Consider the following 19,722-nt stretch of genomic DNA (forward strand, 5'->3'; position numbering starts at 1 on the left):
GAAAGCCATGCAGTTGAAGGATCAAGCCGCCATCGTCACCGGCGGCGCATCGGGATTGGGAGCTGCGACCGCGCGCCGGCTGGCCGCGCAGGGCGCCAAGGTCGCGGTCTGCGACCTCAACGCCAAGCTCGCCGAGAGCGTCGCGGCCGAGATCGGCGGCATTGCCGTGGTCTGCGACGTCGCGGATGCGGCGGCCGCCGAAGCCGCGGTCGCTGCCGCCGCCAAGGCGCATGGCCCGGCGCGCGTGCTGGTGAATTGCGCCGGCATCGGTGTGGCAAAACGCGTGATCGGCCGCGAGGGGCCGATGGCGCTCGCCGATTTCGACAAGGTGATCAAGGTCAATCTGCTCGGCTCCTTCAACATGCTGCGGCTTGCGACTGCCGAGATGGCGAAGCTCGAGCCGCTTGCGACCGGCGAGCGCGGCGTCGTGATCTCGACGGCCTCGGTCGCGGCCTATGACGGCCAGATCGGGCAGGCGGCCTATTCGGCCTCCAAGGGCGGCATCGTTGCGATGACCTTGCCGATCGCGCGCGAGCTCGCGCAGTTCGGCATCCGCGTGCTGACCATCGCGCCCGGCCTGTTCATGACGCCGCTGCTGGCGGGCCTGCCGCAGGAAGCGCAGGATTCGCTCGCCGCCGCGATCCCGTTCCCGCGCCGGCTCGGCCAGGCCGACGAGTTCGCCTCGCTGGCGCTGCACATGATCGACAATCCCTATCTGAACGGCGAAGTGGTGCGGCTCGATGCCGCGCTCCGGATGGCGCCACGCTGACGCATGATCCGGAAGAGCACCAACGCTCTTCCGGATCGCCCATGCTCAATCGAGGACAAACCATGTTCGTCAATCGGCGTGACGTGCAGATCCAGTGGGGCGATTGCGACCCCGCCAACATCGTGTATTACCCGCGCTACTTCGCGATGTTCGACGACTCGACCTCGATCATGTTCGAAGCCGCCGGTTGCTCGAAGCAGGACCTCGTTCACAAATACGACCTGGTCGGCATTCCCATGGTCGACACGCGGGCGAAATTCCACATCCCGTCGACTCATGGCGACTGGATCACCATCGAGAGCCGGATCGAGAGCATCAAGCGCTCGAGCTTCGAGGTGGTGCACCGCGTGTTCAAGGGCGAGGCATTGGCGATCGAGGCCTTTGAGACCAGGGTGCTGGTCGGCCGTCACCCGGACGATCCCACCAAGCTGAAATCGGCGCCGTTTCCGCAGGAGGTCATCGACCGCTTCATGAAGGGCTGACTTGCCGTCCTCCATGACCTAAAGAAGGGGCTGAATTCGCCCGCAAAACCGGTTTAAACCCAAAAAACATATCCGCAGGGAGGAATGAATGAGGAAGGCCACTCTCGCCGCAGCAGTGCTCGCGGCTGTCATCGCGCTGCCGGGCGCGCCCGCGCTGGCGCAGACCAATGAGATCACCATCGGCATCTCGCTCTCGACCACGGGCCCCGCCGCGGCGCTCGGCATCCCCGAGCGCAACGCGCTCGATTTCGTGCCGAAGGAGATCGCCGGCGTGCCGCTGAAGCTGATCGTGCTCGACGACGCCGGCGATCCGACCGCTGCGACCACCAATGCGCGGCGCTTCGTCACCGAGTCCAAGGCCGACATCATCATGGGCTCCTGCATCACGCCGACGACGATCGCGGTGTCGACGGTTGCCAACGAGGCCGGCATCCCGCATCTCGGCCTTGCGCCGTTCCCGATCAACGACGCCCGCGCGAAATGGTCGGTCGACCTGCCGCAGTCGATTCCGATCATGGGCAAGGTGCTCTACGAGCACATGAAGGCGCACAACATCAAGACCGTCGGCTATATCGGCTATTCGGATTCCTACGGCGATCTCTGGGTCAACGACTTCAAGGCGCAGGCCGTGCCGATGGGCCTGACCATGACCGATGAGGAGCGCTTCGCGCGTCCGGATACGTCGGTCGCCGGCCAGGTGCTGAAGCTCGTTGCCGCCAATCCCGACGCCATCCTGGTCGGCGCCTCCGGCACCGCCGCGGCGCTGCCGCAGAGCGCGCTGCGCGAGCGTGGCTACAAGGGCCTGATCTACCAGACCCACGGTGCCGCCACCATGGACTTCATCCGCATCGCCGGCGCCTCGGCGGAAGGCGTCATCATGTCGGCCGGCCCGATCATGTCGCCGGAAACCCAGGCCGACAGCGCGCTGACCAAGAAGCCGGGCCTCGCGCTGAATGCGGCCTACGAAGCCAAATACGGCGCCAACAGCCGCAGCCAGTTCGCCGGCCACTCCTACGACGCGTTCCAGGTGCTGAACCGCATCATCCCGGTGGCGCTGAAGACCGCCAAGCCCGGCACGGTGGAATTCCGCGAGGCGATCCGCCAGGCGCTGATCTCCGAAAAGGAGATCGTCGCGTCTCAGGGCGTCTACAACTGGACCGAAAAGGACCGCTACGGCCTCGACGACCGCTCGCGCATCCTGCTGACGGTCAAGGACGGCAAATACGTCCCGGCGATGTGAGCTGGGCGCGATCTGCGAAACGAAAAGCCGGTCTACGGACCGGCTCTTTTGTTGTCTCTGGGATGGGGCATTTCCCAGCGCCTCAAATCGCGCTCTCGCCTTCGTGCTGGAAGCCGAGATAGCTGGCGGCGACGCCCTTGTTGGCGGCGATCTCGTTCGCGGGGCCCGACAGCACGAATTCGCCGAGCTCCATGACATAGGCGCGGTCGGCGATCTGCAGCGCGGCTTGCGCGTTCTGTTCGACCAGCAGCACCGAGACGCCGGCGGCGCGGAGCTCGCCGACGATGCGGAAGATGTCGGCGACGATGATCGGGGCGAGGCCGAGGCTCGGCTCGTCGAGCATCAGCAGCTTCGGCGCGCCCATCAGCGCGCGGCCCATCGCCAGCATCTGCTGTTCGCCGCCGGACAGCGTGCCGGCGAGCTGCTTGCGCCGCTCCTTGAGCCGCGGAAACAGCGTGTAGACCCGCTCCAGCGAGGTTGCCGCGACCGCCTTGGCGATCCGGAACGCGCCGAGCTCGAGATTGTCCTCGACATTCATGGTGCCGAACAATTCGCGATGCTCGGGCACCAGGCTGAGACCCGTTGCGACGCGGTCCTCGATATCGAGCGGCGCCAAGTCGATCCCGGCGAAGCCGGTGCGGCCCTTCAGCGGCAGCACGCCCATGATGGCATTCAGAAGCGTGGTCTTGCCGGCGCCGTTGGCGCCGATGATGGTGACGATCTCGTTCTCGCCGACGTCGAGCGAGACGCCGCGCACGGCCTCGACCTTGCCGTAGGAGATGTGGACGTCGGTGACCGTCAATAGCGCGCTCATGCGGCGGCTCCGAGATAGGCCTTGATGACGTCGGGGTTGCGCTTGATCGCGGCCGGCGTGCCCTCCGCGATCTTGGTGCCGAAATCGAGCACCACGATGCGATCGGCGAGATCCATCACGAATCCCATGTCGTGTTCGACCAACAGCACCGACATGCCGCCGTCGCGCAATTGCCGGAGCAGCGCGGCCAGCCGCTGCTTCTCCATGTGGCGCAAGCCGGCAGCCGGTTCGTCGAGCAGCAGCAGCATCGGGTCGACGCACAGCGCGCGCGCGATCTCGACGATGCGCTGCTGGCCGAGCGACAGCGAGCCGGCGAGCTGGTCGATCTGGTCGGACAGGCCGACGCGCGCGATCTGCCGTACAGCTTCGGCCAGCAGCTTCGCCTCGTCAGCGCGGTCGAGCCGCAGCATGCTGGAGATCGCGCCGGAATTGCCGCGCAGATGCGCGCCGATCGCGACGTTCTCCAGCACGGTCATGTCGGGCACCAGCTTGACGTGCTGGAAAGTTCTGGAGACGCCGAGCTTGACCACCTCCTGGGGCGGCGCGTTCGCGACCTCGTTGCCGAGCACCGCGATCTTGCCGCTGGTTGCGGACAGCACGCCGGTGATCAGGTTGAAGGTCGTGCTCTTGCCGGCCCCGTTCGGGCCGATCAGCGCGACGATCTCGCGGGCGTTGACGTCGAACGAGACGTCGTTCACCGCAAGCACGCCGCCGAACTGTTTGCGCGCCTTCTCGACGTGCAGCAGCACGGATGACGTTCCCGGCGCCCGCTCGCGGTGCTCGAGCTTCACCGAGGTGTCCGGGGTCTTGCGGGCAGGCTTGAACGGCAGCTTCGACATCAGCCAGGGCCAGACGCCCTGCGGCGCGAGCTGCAACAGCAGCACCAGCATGATGCCGAACACGATGGTCTCGAGCTGGCTCTGCCCGCCGAAGATGTAGGGCAGATAGCTCTGCAACACTTCTTTCAGGATCACGACGATCCCGGCGCCGAGCACGCCGCCCCAGACGTAACCGGCGCCGCCGACGACGGCGATGAACAGATACTCGATGCCGGCCTGGGCGCCGAACGGGGTCGGGTTGGCGGCGCGCTGGAAATGCGCGTAGAGCCAGCCGGACAGGCCGGCCAGCACCGCGGCATAGATGAACACCAGGAGCTTGGCGCGCGGCGTCTGCACGCCGAATGCTTCGGCCGCGATATGGCCACGCCGCAGCGCGCGGATCGCGCGTCCGGTGCGGGAATCCAGCAGGTTCATGGTCAAGAGCGCCGCGAGCAGCACCGCGACCCAGATCGCGTAATAGATCGCATCCGGGTTCAGCATCTTGAACGAGCCGATCGAGAGCGGCGGAATGCCCGAGATGCCGTCGTTGCGGCCGAGGAATTCGAGCTTGCTGAACAGATAGAACAGGCCGATGCCCCAGGCGATGGTGCCGAGCGGCAAATAGTGACCCGACAGCCGCACCGTGACGAGGCCGAGCAGCACGGCGGCGATGCCGCTGACCAAAAGCGACGCCGGCAGCGTCAGCCAGGCTGAGACGCCGTAGGCGGTGGTCAGCACCGCGGTGGTGTAGGCGCCGAAGCCGCAGAACGCGGCCTGTCCGAACGAGGTGAGGCCGCCGACGCCGGTGAGCAGCACCAGCCCCATCGCGACCAGCGCGGCGAGGCCGATATTGTCGAGCAGCACGATCCAGAACGGCGGGATGCCCGGGATGAGCGGGATCACCGCCATCACGAGCGCGAAAATGATGAGAGGGAGCCGCTGCGTCATCGCGCTCAATCCTTCTCTTCTTCGACCTGGGGCGCTGCGAGCGAGCGCAGCACCAGGACGGGAAGGATCAGCGTGAACACGATGACTTCCTTGAAATTGCTGGCGTAGAACGACGAGAAGGCCTCGACGATGCCGACCAGGATGGCGGCGACCGCGGTCAGCGGATAGCTGACCAGGCCGCCGATGATGGCGGCGATGAAGCCCTTCAGGCCGATCAGGAAGCCGGTGTCGTAATAGAGCGTGGTGATCGGCACGATCAGGATGCCCGAGATCGCGCCGATCACGGAGGCGAGCAGGAAGGCGATCTGGCCCGACAGCGTGGTGCGGATGCCGACCAGGCGGGCGCCGAGCCGATTGACCGCGGTGGCGCGCAGCGCCTTGCCGGTCCGGGTGTAGCCGAAGAACAGCCACAGCGCGACGATGAAGCCGACCGTCAGGCCGTAGACCGCAAGGCTCTGGCCGGTGAAGCGCAGCGGACCGGCGGTCACCGCGGCACTCGACAGCGCCGGGCCGCGCAGGCCCTCGGCGCCGAAGAACACCAGGCCGAGGCCCTGCAACGCCAGATGGCAGCCGACCGAGGCGATCAGCAGCACCAGCACCGAGGTGTGCGCGATCGGCTGGAAGGCGATGCGGTACAGGAACAGCCCGATCGCCGCCACGATCAGGAGCGCCAGCGCGATGTTGACGGCGATCGGCGTATGGGGGCCGACCAGCGCATAGACCAGGCCGAGCAGCGCGAAGGGGAAGACGATGTTGAGCGCGACCGAGCGCATGACCAGCCGGGCATGCAGCGCCTTGCGGGCGAAGAACAGGTCGAGCGCGAAAGCGACGAGGCCCATCGCGACCGCAAGCCGCACGGTGCCGGGCACCTGCCCGGTCGCCAGCATGGCGTAGCTCAGCGCGCCATAGGTGACGAATTCGCCCTGCGGGATCAGGATCACCCGCGTCACCGCGAACACCAGCACCAGGGCCAGCCCCAGCAGTGCGTAGATTGCGCCGTTGGTGATGCCGTCCTGCAGCAGGAACAGCATGATCGTTGTGTTCAAGGCCGAGCGCTCCCCCTCAAGCGTCGGGCCGCCGCAGCCGGCTGTGCCGGTGGGGTCGGCCGATATCGGCTGTTGATAGAAGCCGATATTAGATATAGCGAATAACAATTATTAGATATAATCTCAAGGTCCCCGAGCGTCCCGCGGGGTTTTTGTACCGGGATTGCGAGCCTGGCGCGATGACTGTTTCCAAGACCGCCTCCGATGCCGTCCGTTCGTCGCGCGACCAGCGCAGGGAACCGGTCGATCCTGCCGGGGACGACAGCATGCTGCAACTGGGCGAACTGTCCGGATTGCTCGGCTATTCGCTGAAGCGTGCGCAGCTCAGGGTCTTCGAGGACTTCCTGCGCTGCGTCGCGCCGTTGCAGCTGACGCCGGCGCAGTTCTCGGTGCTGCTGCTGCTCGACAAGAATCCCGGCCGCAACCAGACCGAGATCGCCAACACGCTCGGCATCCTCAGGCCGAATTTCGTCGCGATGCTCGATGCGCTGGAGAGCCGCGACCTTTGCGCGCGGATGCGCTCGACCAACGACCGCCGCTCGCACATCCTGGTGCTGACCGACCGGGGCCGCGCCGTGCTGGCGCGCGCCAAGAAGCTCGTCGCCAACAAGCACGAGGCGCGGCTGATCGAGGTGCTCGGCCCGGCCAATCACGCCGCGCTGCTGGAGATGCTGGCAAAGCTCGCGCAGGAGTTTTGAGGCTCCGTCATTCCGGGGCAGCCCGAAGGGCTGAGCCCGGAATCCATTGCGTCGCGAGCTTGGTGGCTGAATGGATTCCGGGCTCACCCCCTCTGCGTGATTGCGAGGAGCGATAGCGACGAAGCAATCCATCTTTCCGCACGATGGATTGCTTCGCTGCGCTCGCAATGACGGGGAGAGAGCGGTGCGCGGCTAATCCACCAAAATCACCCTGACATCGTTGACGTTGGTCAGCGTCGGCCCGGTCAGCAGCAAATCCCCGGTCTGCGCGAAGAAGCCGGTGCCATCATTGTTCTCGAGATACGTGCTGGGATCGAGGCCGAGCGATTTCATCTTCGCGAACGTCGTCTGGTCGATCATGGCGCCGGCGGGGTCGGTCGCGCTGCCGGCGCCGCCATCGGCGCCGTCGGTGTCGGCCGCGAGCGCTGCGATATCTGGCGTATCCTTGAGCAGGTCGGCCAGCGCCAGCGCATATTCCTGGTTGGGGCCGCCGCGGCCGTTGCCGCGCACGGTCACCGTCAACTCGCCGCCGGAGATGATCGCAACGCGCTTGCCTTCGCTGCGCGCCTTCAGCGCCAGCCGCGCGTGCGCGGCCGCGACCTCGCGCGCCTCGCCTTCGAGATCGGCGCCGAGCGCGATGGTCTCATAGCCGGCGTCCTGCGCGACCTTCACCGCGGCGTCGATCGAGGCCTTCGGCTTCGCCAGCAGCTCGAACGTCGCCCGCGCAAAGGCGGGATCGCCGGGCTTGCAGCTTTCGTTGCCGGGATCGTCGAGCGCGCGGCGGACCGCGTCGTCGACCGAGAGATTGTATTTGGCGACCAGCGCGCGGGCATCCGCCAGCGTGGTCGGATCCGGCACCGTCGGCCCCGAGGCGATCGCCGAGGGATCGTCATGCGGCACGTCCGAGATCGCCAGCGTCACGATCTCGGCGGCGTGCTGGCCGGCGCGCGCCAGTCGTCCGCCCTTGATCCGCGACAGATGCTTGCGGACGGTGTTCATTTCGCCGATCGGCGCGCCGGAGCGCAGCAGCGCGCGGTTGACCTGCTGCTTCTGGGTAAAGCTGACGCCCTTGACGGGGGCGATCCAGTTCGCCGAGCCGCCGCCGGTCAACAGCACCAGCAGCAAATCTTCCGGCGTGGCCTCGGCGGCCAGCCGCAGCGTATCGTCGGCCGCGCGCAAGCCGGCTTCATCGGGCACCGGGTGGCCGGCCTCGACCACCTTGATGCGGCGGGTCGGCACGCCATGGCCGTGCCGGGTGGTCGCGATGCCGACCAGCCGCGACGGTGCGAGGCCGAGCGTGTCGAGATAGTGCCGCTCGGCCGCAGCCGCCATGGCACCTGCGCCCTTGCCGGCAGCGAGGCAGATCACGCGGCCCTTCGGCACCGGCCGCAGCCGCGACGCCAGCACGACATCGGGGTGCGCAGCCGCCACCGCGGCATCGAAGATCGAACGCAGGAAAGGACGTCGGTCGGTCATGGCTGTGCTTTCGTTACGCGGTCAATTGCCGGCGATTTCGCCGCTGATGACGTCGCCGAACAATTGCCAGCGCTCGCCCTTGAACTGCATCAGCTGCAATTGCTCGATCGGCTGGAAGTCGGCAGGTCCGGTCGACAGCGTCACGCCGGGCAGCAGGCCGCCCTGCGTAAACTGCTTCAGGCTCGCCGCCTGCTTCATCACATTGGCGCGGGTGAGGTCGTCGCCGCAGCGGCGCAGCACCTCGACCATGGTGGTCGCCATGTTGTAGCCGGTCATCGCCGAGGCATCGACGCGGTTGGTGTCGGGCATGTATTTGGCGAGCAGTTCGTCGAACGCCTTCATGCCGGCATCGTCCTTCCACTGCGGATCGCTGGCGTCCTTGGCATAGGCCGCCGAGATCACGCCCTGCGCATTATCGAGCCCGGCCGGCCGCATCACGGTCGCGGTGGAGGCCGAGACGTTGGAGACGATGGTCATCGGCTTCCAGTTCATCTCGCCGAGCTTCTTGATCGCCTGGGCGCCGAATTTCGGCGTGGTGAAGAAGATGATGACGTCGGGGTTGGAGGATTTCAGCCGCACCACATGGGAATCGATGGTCGGCTCGGCGACCTCGTAGCTTTCCTTGGCGGCGATCCGCGCCGGATCGCTGGCGAAGCCGTCTTCGAGGCCCTTCAGATAGTCCTTGCCCATGTCGTCGTTCTGATAGAGCACCGCGACCTTGGCGGCCGGCTTCTCCTTGAGCAGATATTTCGCGTAGATCCGCGACTCGCTCTGGTAGCTCGGCAGCCAGCCCATGGTCCACGGGAAGGTCTTGGGGTCGTTCCACTTGGTCGCGCCGGTGGCGACGAACAGCTGCGGCACCTTCTTGGCGTTGAGATATTTCTGGATCGCGGTGTTGGAGGCGGTGCCGAGCGTGCCGAACAGGAACAGCACCTCGTCGCTCTCGACCAGCTTGCGCGCCTGCTCCACGGCCTTCGGCGGCGAATAGGCATCGTCATAGGAGATGAAGTTGATCTTGCGGCCGTTGATGCCGCCCTCGTCGTTGACCTTCTTGAACACCGCGGCCATCGCCTTGCCGACCACGCCATAGGCCGAGGCCGGGCCGCTATAGGGCACGATATTGCCGATCTTGATCTCGGTGTCGCTCGCGCCGGTGTCGTATTTCTTCTGCGCCCATGCGGCATGGCCCGTCGCGGCGGCGACGGCGAGGCCGAGCAGGGCGGTTGCGACACGGTGACGGATCGGCTTCGGCATGTCCCGAAATCTCCTTGTTGTTGCCGGCGCACGAAGGCGCCGGGTTCTTTGTCGGGGTCTTGCCGGTTTACCTAGCGCATTGCCGGACAAAGTGTAAGCGGGCTTCGCCCGGGCGGGCCGGCCCGTGGTGAATCAAAAGCCCCCTGCGATGGTATCGCAGGGGGCCGTTTTCGGTCGGCAATTCGCGAAAAGTCAACCGCCGACGTCGGCGCTGATGACGTCGCCGAACAGTTCCCATTTTTCGCCCTTGAACTTCATCAGCTGCAGCTGGCTGATCGGGGCGAAATCATTCGGAGCGGTGTTGATCTTGATGCCGGGCAGCAGCACCTCGGTGCGGAAGTCCTTGAGGTTCGCCGCCTGCTTCATGATGTTCTCGCGGGTGAGGTTGTCGCCGCACTGCTTCAGCACCTGGACCAGCGTCTGCGCCACGCCGAAGCCGACCACGGTGCCGCCGTCGAGCTTGTCGCCCTCGGGGAAGTCCTTGGCCATGAAAGCGTAGAATTCCTTCATGCCGGGATCATTGTCCCACTGCTTGTCGGACGCATCCTTCAGATAGGCGGCGGAGATGATGTCCTGCGCGTTCTCGAAGCCGGCCGGCTTGATCACGCTGCCGACCGAGGCCGATACGTTGTTGAGGAAGTGGGTCGGCTTCCAGCCGACCTCGGCGACCTTCTTGATCGCCTGGGCCGCGAATTTCGGCGTCGCGATGTCGATGAAGACGTCGGCGTTGCTGGCCTTCAACTTGACGATGTGGCTGTCGATGGTCGGCTCGGAGGTCTCGAAGCTCTCTTCGGCGACGATCATGCTGGCGGCCTTCTGGCCGAGGCCGTCCTTCAGGCCCTTCAGATAGTCCTTGCCGTAATCGTCGTTCTGGTAGAGCACGGCGATCTTGGCGTTCGGCATGTTCTTCAGGATGTACTTGGCGTAGATCTGGGTCTCGCTCTGGTAGTTGGGCTGCCAGCCCATGGTCCAGGGAAAGTCCTTCGGGTCGTTCCACTTGGTGGCGCCGGTGGCGACGAACAGCTGCGGCACCTTCTTGGAGTTCATGTATTTCTGGATCGCCGAGTTCGACGGCGTGCCGAGCGAGTTGAAGATCAGCAGCACCTCGTCGCTTTCGACGAGCTTGCGGGCCTGCTCCACCGCCTTCGGCGGCGAATAGGCGTCATCGTAGGAGATGAAGTTGATCTTGCGGCCGTTGATGCCGCCGGCGTCGTTGATCTTCTTGAAATAGGCGGCCTCGGTGCGGCCGATGATGCCATAGGCGGAGGCGGGGCCGCTGTAGGGCATGATGTTGCCGATCTTGATCTCGGTGTCGGTGGCGCCGGTGTCGTATTTCTTCTGGGCAAACGCGGCGCTGCCGGATGTCGCGACGAGCGCGAGCGCGGCCCCGAGGACCGTAAGTCTGGTGGTAACGGACATTGATGTCTCTCTCCCTGTTGTCAGACGAATGTGTCGCGGCCGCCTGTTTCGGTGGCTCTGTTGTTATCGGGTGAAATTACCAGCTTAGGCGGGACGCCTCAATGAAAAGCCCCTGCGACAACGCCGCAGGGGCCAGCGTCTTTAGTCGACAATTCCGGCTCAACCGCCGACGTCGCCGCTCAAGATTTCACCAAAGCGGTCCCAGGTCTCGCCCTTGAATCGCATCAGTTGCAGCTGCGAAAGCGGCGCAAAATCGGTCGCCGAGGTGTTGACCTTGATGCCCGGCAGCAGCCCGCCGAGTTCGAGGTCGCGCAGGCTGGCGGCCTGCTTCATGACGTTCTCGCGCGTCAGATTGTCGCCGCATGCCCGCAGCACGTGCTCGAGGCCCTGCGCGACGGTGTAGGCGTACATCACGGAGGCGTCGGCGCGGTTGGCGTCGGGATAGTACTTATCCAGGAATGCGTTCCAGGCGATCATTCCCTTGTCGGTCTTCCACTGCGGATCGGTCGGATCCTTGAGGTACTGCGATGAGATGATGCCCTGGGCGGCCTCGAAGCCCGCCGGCTTGATCACGCTGCCGATCGAGGACGAGACGTTGTTGAGGAAGTGCAGCGGATGCCACTCGAGCTCGGCGTTCTTCTTGATCGCCTGCGCCGCGAATTTCGGCGTCGTGATGTTGAAGAACACGTCGGCGCCCGTAGCCTTGAGCCTGACGATGTGGGAATCGATGGTCGGCTCCGTCACCTCGTAGCTGTCCTCGGCGACGATCATGGACGCGGCCTTGGCTCCGAGCCCGTCCTTGAATCCCTTCAAATAGTCCTTGCCGTAATCGTCGTTCTGGTAGAGCACCGCGATCTTGGCGTCCGGCTTGTTCTTCAGGATGTACTTCGCATAGATGATGGACTCGCTCTGGTAGTTGGGCTGCCAGCCCATCGTCCAGGGAAACTCCTTCGGGTCGTTCCACTTGGTGGCGCCGGTAGCGACGAACAGTTGCGGCACCTTCTTCTGGTTCATGTATTTCTGGATCGCCGAGTTCGGCGGCGTGCCGAGCGAATTGAAGATCATCAGCACCTCGTCGCTCTCGACCAGCTTGCGCGCCTGCTCGACGGTCTTCGGAGGCGTGTAGGCGTCGTCGTAACTGATGAAGGTGATCTTGCGGCCGTTGATGCCGCCCTCGGCGTTGATCTTGCGGAAATAGGCCTCCTCGGTCTTGCCGATCACGCCATAGGCGGACGCCGCTCCGCTATAGGGCATGATGTTGCCGATCTTGATCTCGGTGTCGCTGGCGCCGGTGTCGTATTTCTTCTGGGCAAGTGCTGCGCTGCCGGATGCGGAGACGAGCGCGAGCGCAACGGCAAATGCCGCCAGATGTCGTGTTGCAGACATGCGGTTTCTCTCCCTGATAGCAGATGATGTGTCGCGGCCCCCTGTTTCGAGGGCTCGTTGTTATCAGTGAAAACTATCATCTTACCGGGGGCGTCTCAATGAAAAGCCCCCGCGGCGCGACCGCAGGGGCTGCATCTTTAGTCGACAATATCAGGAGCTGATTGTCTTGCCGCGCGATCCGCAGAGATTGCGGTGCGTTCAGGAAACGCTGTTGAGTTGAGCGCGGCGATCAGTTGCTCAGATTGCTTGAAATGATGTCGCCGAACAGCTCCCACTTCTCGCCCTTGAACCGCATCAAGCGCAGTTGCTTGATCGGCGCGAAGTCGGTGGTCGAGGTGTTGATGCTGATGCCGGGCAGCAACGTGTCGGGGACAAAATCCTTCAGGCTCGCGGCCTGCTTCATGACATTGGCGCGGGTCAGATCGTCCCCGCACATCTCCAGCACCTTCACCATGGTCTGTGCGGCGGCGTAACCGTAAGAGGTGGCGCCGTCGAGCTTGTTGGCCTCGGGATAATCCTTCTTGAGGAAGGCGAGGAATTTCTCCATGCCGGGATCCTTGTCCCATTGCGGATCGGCGCCGTCCTTGAGATAGGACGCCGACAGGATGCCCTGCGAATTCTCGAAGCCGGCCGGCTGCATGACACCGCCGACCGAGGCCGAGACATTGGCGACGATCTGCAACGGCGTCCAGGCGATCTCTGCCGCCTTCTTGATCGCCTGTGCCGCAAATTTCGGTGACGTGATGCTGATGAAGGTGTCGGCGCCGGCGGCCTTCAGCTTGACGATGTGATTGTCGATCGTGGGCTCGGAGGTCTCATAGGCTTCCTCGGCGACGATCATCGAAGACTTGTCGCCGAAGGCGTCCTTCAGGCCCTTGAGGTAGTCCTTGCCGAAATCGTCATTCTGGTAGAGCACGGCGACCTTGGCGTCCGGCTTGTGCTTCATGATGTATTTTGCGTAGACCCGCGCCTCGTCCTGGTAGGACGGCTGCCAGCCCATGGTCCACGGATAGTTCTTGGGATCGTTCCACTTGGAGCCGCCGGAGGCGATGAACAGCTGCGGCACCTGCTTCTCGTTCATGTACTTCCGGATCGACGCGTTGGTTGCGGTGCCGACCGAGCCGAACACCAGCAGCACCTCGTCGTCCTCGACCAGCTTGCGGGTCTGCTCCACGGTCTTGGCCGGCGAGTAGCTGTCGTCATAGGAGATGAACGTGATCTTGCGGCCGTGGATGCCGCCGGCCTCGTTGATCATCTTGAAGTAGGCTGCCTCGGTCCGGCCGATCACCCCGTAAGCCGAGGCGGGGCCGCTGTAGGGCACGGTGTTGCCGATCTTGATCTCGGTGTCGCTGGCCCCGGTATCGTATGTCTTCTGCGCCAGCGCGACATTGCAGCTCGTCAGGATCAGAGCGAATGCGGACAACAGCGCCGTCAGGGACGGACGTGCGGCAGTCATGTTTCCCCACCTCGGGTTCTCTGTTGGGTCGTATTCAATACGAACGGCACGGGGCGTCAACAAAAAGCCCCCGCGAGGGTTATCGCGGAGGCCCGTTGTTTATTTCCGCAGTGCAACGTTCATTCGGAAGGAACGTCGCCGGAAATGATGTCGCCGAACAGTTCCCACTTCTGCCCCTTGAAGCGCTGCATCTGCAGCTGGGCGATCGGGGCGAAGTCGGTGGCGGAGGTGTTGATCTTGACGCCGGGCAGCAGGGTGTCGGGCGTAAAGTCCTTCAAGCTCGCCGCCTGCTTCATGACGTTGGCGCGGGTCAGATCGTCGCCGCACATCTCGAGCACTTTGGCGAGCGTCTGCGCGGCGCCATAGCCGTAGACGTAGCCGCCGTCGGTCTTGTCGGCGCCCGGCATGTACTTGTCGAGAAACTCGGCCCACTTCTTCATGTTCGGATCGTTGGCCCACTGCGGATCGGCGCCGTCCTTGGCATAGGCGGCCGACAGCACGCCCTGGGCGTTGTCGAAGCCGGCCGGCTGCATCACGCTGCCGACCGAGGCCGACACGTTGGTGATGATCTGCAGCGGCTTCCAGCCGAGTTCGGCGGTCTTCTTGATGGTCTGGGCGCCGAATTTCGGCGTGGTGTAGATCAGCAGGACGTCCGGATTGGCGGCCTTGATCTTGACGATATGGCCGTCGATCGATGGCTCGGAGATCTCGTAGCTCTCCTCCATGATGATGCTGGAGGCCGCCTTGGCGCCGAAGCCGTCCTTGGTGCCCTTGAGGTAGTCTTTGCCGAAATCGTCGTTCTGATAGAGGATCGCGACCTTGGCGTCGGGCTTCTCCTTCATCAGCCATTTGGCATAGATCTGCGCTTCGCTCTGGTAGCTCGGCTGCCAGCCCATGGTCCACGGGAAGTTCTTCGGGTCGTTCCACTTGGTGGCGCCGGTGGCGACGAACAGCTGCGGGATCTTCTTGGAGTTCAGGTACTTCTGGATCGCGGTGTTGGACGGCGTGCCGAGCGGGTTGAACACCAGCAGCACCTCGTCGCTCTCGACCAGCTTGCGTACCTGCTCGACCGCCTTCGGCGGCGAATAGGCGTCGTCATAGCTGACGAAATTGACCTTGCGGCCGTTGATGCCGCCGCGGTCGTTGATCATCTTGAAATAGGCTTCTTCGGTCTTGCCGATCACGCCGTAGGCGGAGGCCGGTCCCGAATAGGGAATGATGTTGCCGACCTTGATCTCGGTATCGCTCGCGCCGGTGTCGTATTTCTTCTGGGCGAATGCGGCAGTGGAGGTCGCGGCAACAGCGACGATCGCCGCGGACATCGCGGCGATCCGAACGGTAGAAAGCATAATGTCTCCTGGTTTGGTTCTAAAGATTCTTAGCTGTTTGAGCATGATCTCTTTCGGAAAACCGCTTCGCACTTTTCCGGATCATGCACTTAGTTCTTCTTGAGCTTGGCGGCCAGTTGCTGGGCAACGATCGCAACCTGCCTGGCGCCGTGCGGCACGAGGAAGATGACGAGGAACAGCAGCACGCCGAACACCGCGCCGGAAAGGCCCTTGGAAATGCCTTCCGCGATGTTGGGCACGAAGATGATGAAGGCGCTTCCGACGATCGAGCCGGGCAGCCAGCCGACGCCGCCGACCACCATGCCGAGGAACAGCGAGATCGCGAGCTGGATCGTGTAGCCGTCGGGTGCCACGAACTGCACCGCGATGGCGCCGAGACCGCCGGCGACGCCGGTGATGCCGGCCGAGACGCCGAACGCCAGCGTCTTGTACAGCGCGACGTCGACGCCCATCGCGGAGGCCGCGATCTCGTTGTCGCGGATCGCCATGAAGGCGCGCCCCGAACGCGAGCGCAGCAGGTTGACCGAGGCGATGTAGATCGCGATCGAGACCGCCAGGGTGAAGTAGTAGAGCCACATATCCTGCGACAGCGGCAGGCCGAACGGCGCATCCGGCTTGGTGACGACGAGGCCCTGCACGCCGCCGGTCCAATGCTCGAAATAGCCAAGCTTGAGCAGCTGCGGCATTGCGGTGGCGAGCGCGAAGGTCGCGAGCGCCAGATAGACGCCGCTGAGCCGCAGCGCCGGCTGGCCGAACAGGAAGCCGAAGCCGAAGCAGACGATGCCGGCGATCGGCAGCGTGAGGGCATAGTTCATGCCCGCATGCTCCATCAGGATCGCCGAGGTATAGGCGCCGACGGCGTAGAACGCGCTCTGGCCGAGCGAGAACTGGCCGCTTCCGCCGGTCAGGATGTTGAGCGCCATCACCGCCAGCGCGTAGATCAGAAGCATCGTCATCTGGAAGATGATGAAGTTCTTCACGAACAGCGGGATCAGGACCAGCGCGGCAAGCACGACGAGCGAGGTGCCATAGCCGAGCGTCATGGCGCGCTTGGGCACGGCCTCGACGGCAGGGGCTTCTGTGACGATTTCTTCAGCGGCGCTCATGATCAAACTCGCTTCACGATGGCGCGGCCGAACAGGCCTGCCGGTTTGACGACCAGGACGACGATGATCAGCGCAAGCGCGATCGGAAGTTTCAGCTCATTGCCGACGCCGGGGATGTAGGTGCCGACCAGGTTCTCGAAGATGCCGACCAGGAAGCCGCCCATCACGGCGCCGAACGGGCTCGACAGGCCGCCGAGCACGGCCGCGGCAAATCCGTAGATCAGCACGCCGAGCATCATGTTGGGCTCGAGGAACACGACCGGGGCGATCATCATGCCGGCGATCGAGCCGATCGCCGATGCCATGCCCCAGCCCAGCGCGATCATCCACGAGGTGTTGATGCCGACCAGGCGGGCCGATTCCGGCAGCGAGGCGGCGGCGCGCATCGCAAGACCGACCCGGGTGAAGCGGAAGAAGAAGAACAGCAGGAGCAGCATCAGCAGCGTGATGCCGATCATCCCGGCCTGGTGGGTCGAGATCAGCTGGCTGCCGAGGAACGGCGAGGAGCCGAACGGCGTCGGATACTGCTTGATGGTGAAGTCCCAGATCAGGCCGGCGACCGAGTTGATGATCGCATAGAGCGCGATGAAACCGGCGACGTTGGTCAGGATCGGAGCCTTGGCGAGCGGCTTGAACAGCAGCCGCTCGATGACGATGCCGGCGACGAACGAGAAGGCGACGGTGAGTACGAAGGCGCCCCAATACGGCACGCCCCACTGCATCAGCTGCCAGGACACGAAGGTCGAGAACATCGCCATTTCGCCCTGGGCGAAATTCAGATGGTCGATGGCCTGGTAGATCATCACCACGGCGAGCGCCATGCAGGCATAGATCGCGCCGGTGGCGATGCCGGCCAGGACCTGGTTGGCAAAAAGCTCCATTGTGCCAGCTCCCTCAGTAGCCGAGATAGGATTTGCGGACGTCTTCGTTGTTCGCGATGTCCTTGGCATTGCCCGACATCACGATCCGTCCGGTTTCGATCACATAGGCCTGGTCGGCGAGCTCGAGCGCGAGCTGCGCGTTCTGCTCGACCACCAGGATGGTCACCTTTTCCTCGCGATTGATCTTGCCGAGGATGCGGAACAGGTCGCGCACGATCAGCGGCGCGAGGCCGAACGACGGCTCGTCGAGCAGCATCAGGCGCGGCCGCAGCATCAGCGCGCGCGCCACCGCCAGCATCTGCTGCTCGCCGCCGGACAGCGTGCCGGCCTGCTGGGTGTAGCGCTGCTTCAGCACCGGGAAATGGTCGTACATCCGCTCGATGTCGGAGCCGATCGCCTTGGTGTCGGAGCGGCTGATGGCGCCGAGCTGCAAATTCTCCTCCACCGTCATGTTGGTGAAGGTGCCGCGGCCCTGCGGCACATGGGCGATGCCGAGCCGGACCACGTTCTCGGTCGAGCGCGTGCCGATCGGCTTGCCCTCGAACTCGATCGCGCCGGTCGAGCGCACCATGTTGCAGATCGCCCGCAGCGTGGTGGTCTTGCCGGCGCCGTTGGCGCCGAGCAGGGTGGTCAGCGAGCCCTCGTTGAGCGAGAAGCTGAGGCCGTGCAGGGCCTGGACCTGGCCGTAATAGGCGCGCAGGTCCTTGACGTTGAGCATCGCGGTCATTGGTCCTTGCTCCCCAGATAGGCCTTGATGACGTCGGGGTCGGCCTGGACCTGGGCCGGCGTGCCTTCGGCCAGCTTGCGGCCGAAATTGAGCGCGACGACGTGGTCGGCGATCGACATCACGAGACCCATGTGATGCTCGACCAGCAGCACCGTAATTTTACGGTCGTCGCGGATTTTGCGGATCAAATCGCCGAGCACATAGACTTCCTCGTGATTGAGGCCGCCGGCCGGCTCGTCGAGCAGCAGGATCTTCGGATCCGCCGCCAGGGCCCGCGCCAGCTCGACGCGCTTCTGGGTGCCGAACGGAAGTCCCGAGACGACGGTGTGGGCGACGTCCTCGAGATCGAGATAGCCGAGGATGTCGTGCACCTTCTTGTTCATGTCGTTCTCGCCGCGGCGGACCCAGGCGAGACGCAGCGAGTCGCTGACGATGTCGCTCGAGGTGCGGGCATGCGCGCCGACGCGGACGTTGTCGATCACGGACAGGTTGGGAAACAATGCGACGTTCTGGAAGGTGCGGCCGATGCCGATCTCGGCGATCCGGTGCGGCGGCCGCGACAGGATGCTCTTGCCTTCCATCAGGATGTCGCCGGACGACGGCTGGTAGAGCCGCGACAGGCAATTGAACAGCGTGGTCTTGCCGGCGCCGTTCGGCCCGATCAGGCCGAGGATCTGTCCGTGGCGCATGTCGAACGACACGCCGTTGAGCGCGATGATGCCGCCGAACACGACGCTGACGTCGCGAACCGCGAGCAAGGGATCATTCCCCTGCGCGAGCTGTGCCTGCGTCATCTCGTCTCGCCCGCCGTCGTCGAGCGGTGCGAGCGATCCTGCGATGTGCTTCGCCGGACGTGATGGAGGCTATCTGATCCCCTCGGCCAAACGTGCAACTTTCCCTCCTACTTTGATCTTTTTGCTTGTTTCTTTTTTGGATTGCGGCGCCATTCCACCGAGCGCCTGCTCGATGTTCCTTACCATCGCCACAAGACGAGGTCCAATGTCGTTGAGCAATCTCTCTTCCGTGAAACGGAATGCCGGCGCGCCGCAATTGAACGCGTACGGACCGGTTCCGTCATTCAATCTCAATGCGACGCCAACCGCGGCGACGTCGTTCTGCCAGTCGCCGGCCGACATGGCGAAGCCGTGCTTCGCCACCGTCTCGCCGGAACGTTCGATGCCGTCACGCATCTTGGCCCAGCGGCTGCCATAGTGATCCCGCAGCTCGCGTAATAAAGCCGCACGCTCTTCGGGTGGCAATGCCCAAATATAGGCACGTCCCATCGCGGTGGTTGCGATCGGCACCCGCGAGCCGACGTCGAGTTGCACGCCGAGCGCCAGGCCGTTCCGGCTCTGGCCGAAATAGATCATGCTGTGACGATCGCGGCCGCCGACCGCGACGGCGCCGCCGGTCGCGCGCATCACTTCTTCTCGATACGGCTCGGACAAATGCCGAACGCCGAGATTGGCGAGCGCGGCATAGCCGAGCGCCATCGCCGACGGCGCGAGCTGATACTTTTCGAATTTCGGTACAGGTGTAAGGTATCCCAGCTTGGTGAGCGTGTAGGTCAGCCGGGAAATGGTTGGCTTCGGTAACTTGGTGCGGGCTGCAATCTCCTGATTGCCGAGCAGCCCGTCATTGGGTTGAAATGCGCGCAGGACGTCCAGTCCGCGGGAAAGCGCGACGACGAAATTGCGATCGGTCGCTACCTTCTTGCTGGCGCGCTTCATCCCTGTCCTTGCCCACCCTTGTCATGCTCGTTGACAAGGCTCGTGCTTCAAAATAACCCTCCGTGTCAAGATGTGGAATTAAATTTCGCAGTGCGAAATTGGTCTAATCGTAGCGGCTCAACG

18 protein-coding genes are annotated in these 19,722 nt (G+C 64.2%); 4 read left to right on the forward strand and 14 right to left on the reverse strand.

Translation table 11 applies throughout. From position 1 onward, the window contains the following. Positions 1-7 precede the first annotated feature (7 nt). The 3 genes from ACVINW_RS14495 to ACVINW_RS14505 all read left to right on the forward strand — a co-directional run bounded on the left by ACVINW_RS14495 (position 8) and on the right by ACVINW_RS14505 (position 2,491). Entirely contained in the window at positions 8-769 is a 762-nt protein-coding gene (locus ACVINW_RS14495; RefSeq protein ID WP_456751923.1) for an SDR family NAD(P)-dependent oxidoreductase, read from the forward strand. A 62-nt stretch (positions 770-831) separates the two neighbouring features. After that, a complete protein-coding gene (locus ACVINW_RS14500; RefSeq protein WP_456751924.1) occupies positions 832-1,251 on the forward strand; it encodes an acyl-CoA thioesterase in 420 nt (139 codons plus the stop codon). A gap of 88 nt (positions 1,252-1,339) precedes the next feature. Continuing rightward, positions 1,340-2,491: an ABC transporter substrate-binding protein gene (locus ACVINW_RS14505; protein WP_456751925.1), complete on the forward strand. Its 1,152-nt coding sequence runs from the start codon at positions 1,340-1,342 to the stop codon at positions 2,489-2,491. 82 nt (positions 2,492-2,573) lie between these two features. On the opposite strand, the gene ACVINW_RS14510 is transcribed toward ACVINW_RS14505, so the two are convergent. From ACVINW_RS14510 to ACVINW_RS14520, 3 genes are read right to left on the reverse strand one after another with little or no spacing between them, the layout of a single operon-like run. Further along, a complete protein-coding gene (locus ACVINW_RS14510) occupies positions 2,574-3,305 on the reverse strand; it encodes an ABC transporter ATP-binding protein (RefSeq protein WP_456751926.1) in 732 nt (243 codons plus the stop codon). Further along, positions 3,302-5,071, reverse strand: coding sequence for a branched-chain amino acid ABC transporter ATP-binding protein/permease (locus ACVINW_RS14515; RefSeq protein WP_456751927.1), 1,770 nt, complete (start codon positions 5,069-5,071; stop codon positions 3,302-3,304). Before ACVINW_RS14515 ends, ACVINW_RS14510 begins: the two co-directional genes overlap by 4 nt. A gap of 5 nt (positions 5,072-5,076) precedes the next feature. Continuing rightward, the gene (locus ACVINW_RS14520; protein ID WP_456751928.1) at positions 5,077-6,117 is read right to left on the reverse strand and encodes a branched-chain amino acid ABC transporter permease; all 1,041 of its coding nucleotides are present in this window, start codon (positions 6,115-6,117) and stop codon (positions 5,077-5,079) included. Positions 6,118-6,296: 179 nt separating this feature from the next. Here ACVINW_RS14520 and ACVINW_RS14525 point away from each other — a divergent pair, with 179 nt between their 5' ends. Beyond that, positions 6,297-6,815 (forward strand): MarR family winged helix-turn-helix transcriptional regulator, encoded by a 519-nt coding sequence (locus ACVINW_RS14525; RefSeq protein ID WP_456751929.1) that lies wholly within the window; start codon positions 6,297-6,299, stop codon positions 6,813-6,815. 192 nt (positions 6,816-7,007) lie between these two features. On the opposite strand, the gene ACVINW_RS14530 is transcribed toward ACVINW_RS14525, so the two are convergent. The 11 genes from ACVINW_RS14530 to ACVINW_RS14580 form a co-directional block, all read right to left on the reverse strand. Beyond that, complete coding sequence (locus ACVINW_RS14530) at positions 7,008-8,291, reverse strand: glycerate kinase type-2 family protein (protein ID WP_456751930.1); 1,284 nt, start codon at positions 8,289-8,291, stop codon at positions 7,008-7,010. A 21-nt stretch (positions 8,292-8,312) separates the two neighbouring features. Further along, positions 8,313-9,545 (reverse strand): ABC transporter substrate-binding protein, encoded by a 1,233-nt coding sequence (locus tag ACVINW_RS14535; RefSeq protein ID WP_456751931.1) that lies wholly within the window; start codon positions 9,543-9,545, stop codon positions 8,313-8,315. A 192-nt stretch (positions 9,546-9,737) separates the two neighbouring features. Continuing rightward, the gene (locus tag ACVINW_RS14540) at positions 9,738-10,964 is read right to left on the reverse strand and encodes an ABC transporter substrate-binding protein (protein WP_456751932.1); all 1,227 of its coding nucleotides are present in this window, start codon (positions 10,962-10,964) and stop codon (positions 9,738-9,740) included. A gap of 159 nt (positions 10,965-11,123) precedes the next feature. Further along, entirely contained in the window at positions 11,124-12,350 is a 1,227-nt protein-coding gene (locus ACVINW_RS14545) for an ABC transporter substrate-binding protein (RefSeq protein WP_456751933.1), read from the reverse strand. 229 nt (positions 12,351-12,579) lie between these two features. Beyond that, positions 12,580-13,806 carry an ABC transporter substrate-binding protein gene (locus ACVINW_RS14550; protein ID WP_456751934.1) on the reverse strand — a complete coding sequence of 409 codons (1,227 nt, stop codon included), beginning with the start codon at positions 13,804-13,806 and terminating at the stop codon, positions 12,580-12,582. Positions 13,807-13,925: 119 nt separating this feature from the next. Further along, the gene (locus ACVINW_RS14555; RefSeq protein ID WP_456751935.1) at positions 13,926-15,155 is read right to left on the reverse strand and encodes an ABC transporter substrate-binding protein; all 1,230 of its coding nucleotides are present in this window, start codon (positions 15,153-15,155) and stop codon (positions 13,926-13,928) included. Between the two features lie 89 nt (positions 15,156-15,244). Continuing rightward, positions 15,245-16,261 carry a branched-chain amino acid ABC transporter permease gene (locus ACVINW_RS14560; RefSeq protein WP_456751936.1) on the reverse strand — a complete coding sequence of 339 codons (1,017 nt, stop codon included), beginning with the start codon at positions 16,259-16,261 and terminating at the stop codon, positions 15,245-15,247. A gap of 2 nt (positions 16,262-16,263) precedes the next feature. Further along, entirely contained in the window at positions 16,264-17,142 is an 879-nt protein-coding gene (locus ACVINW_RS14565) for a branched-chain amino acid ABC transporter permease (protein WP_456750664.1), read from the reverse strand. A 13-nt stretch (positions 17,143-17,155) separates the two neighbouring features. Then, complete coding sequence (locus ACVINW_RS14570) at positions 17,156-17,869, reverse strand: ABC transporter ATP-binding protein (protein WP_456750665.1); 714 nt, start codon at positions 17,867-17,869, stop codon at positions 17,156-17,158. Next, entirely contained in the window at positions 17,866-18,663 is a 798-nt protein-coding gene (locus ACVINW_RS14575; protein WP_095731499.1) for an ABC transporter ATP-binding protein, read from the reverse strand. Before ACVINW_RS14575 ends, ACVINW_RS14570 begins: the two co-directional genes overlap by 4 nt. Positions 18,664-18,732: 69 nt before the next feature. Beyond that, entirely contained in the window at positions 18,733-19,599 is an 867-nt protein-coding gene (locus tag ACVINW_RS14580) for an IclR family transcriptional regulator (RefSeq protein ID WP_456751937.1), read from the reverse strand. Positions 19,600-19,722 lie beyond the last annotated feature (123 nt).

This window comes from Bradyrhizobium sp. USDA 4461 (genome assembly GCF_054055655.1).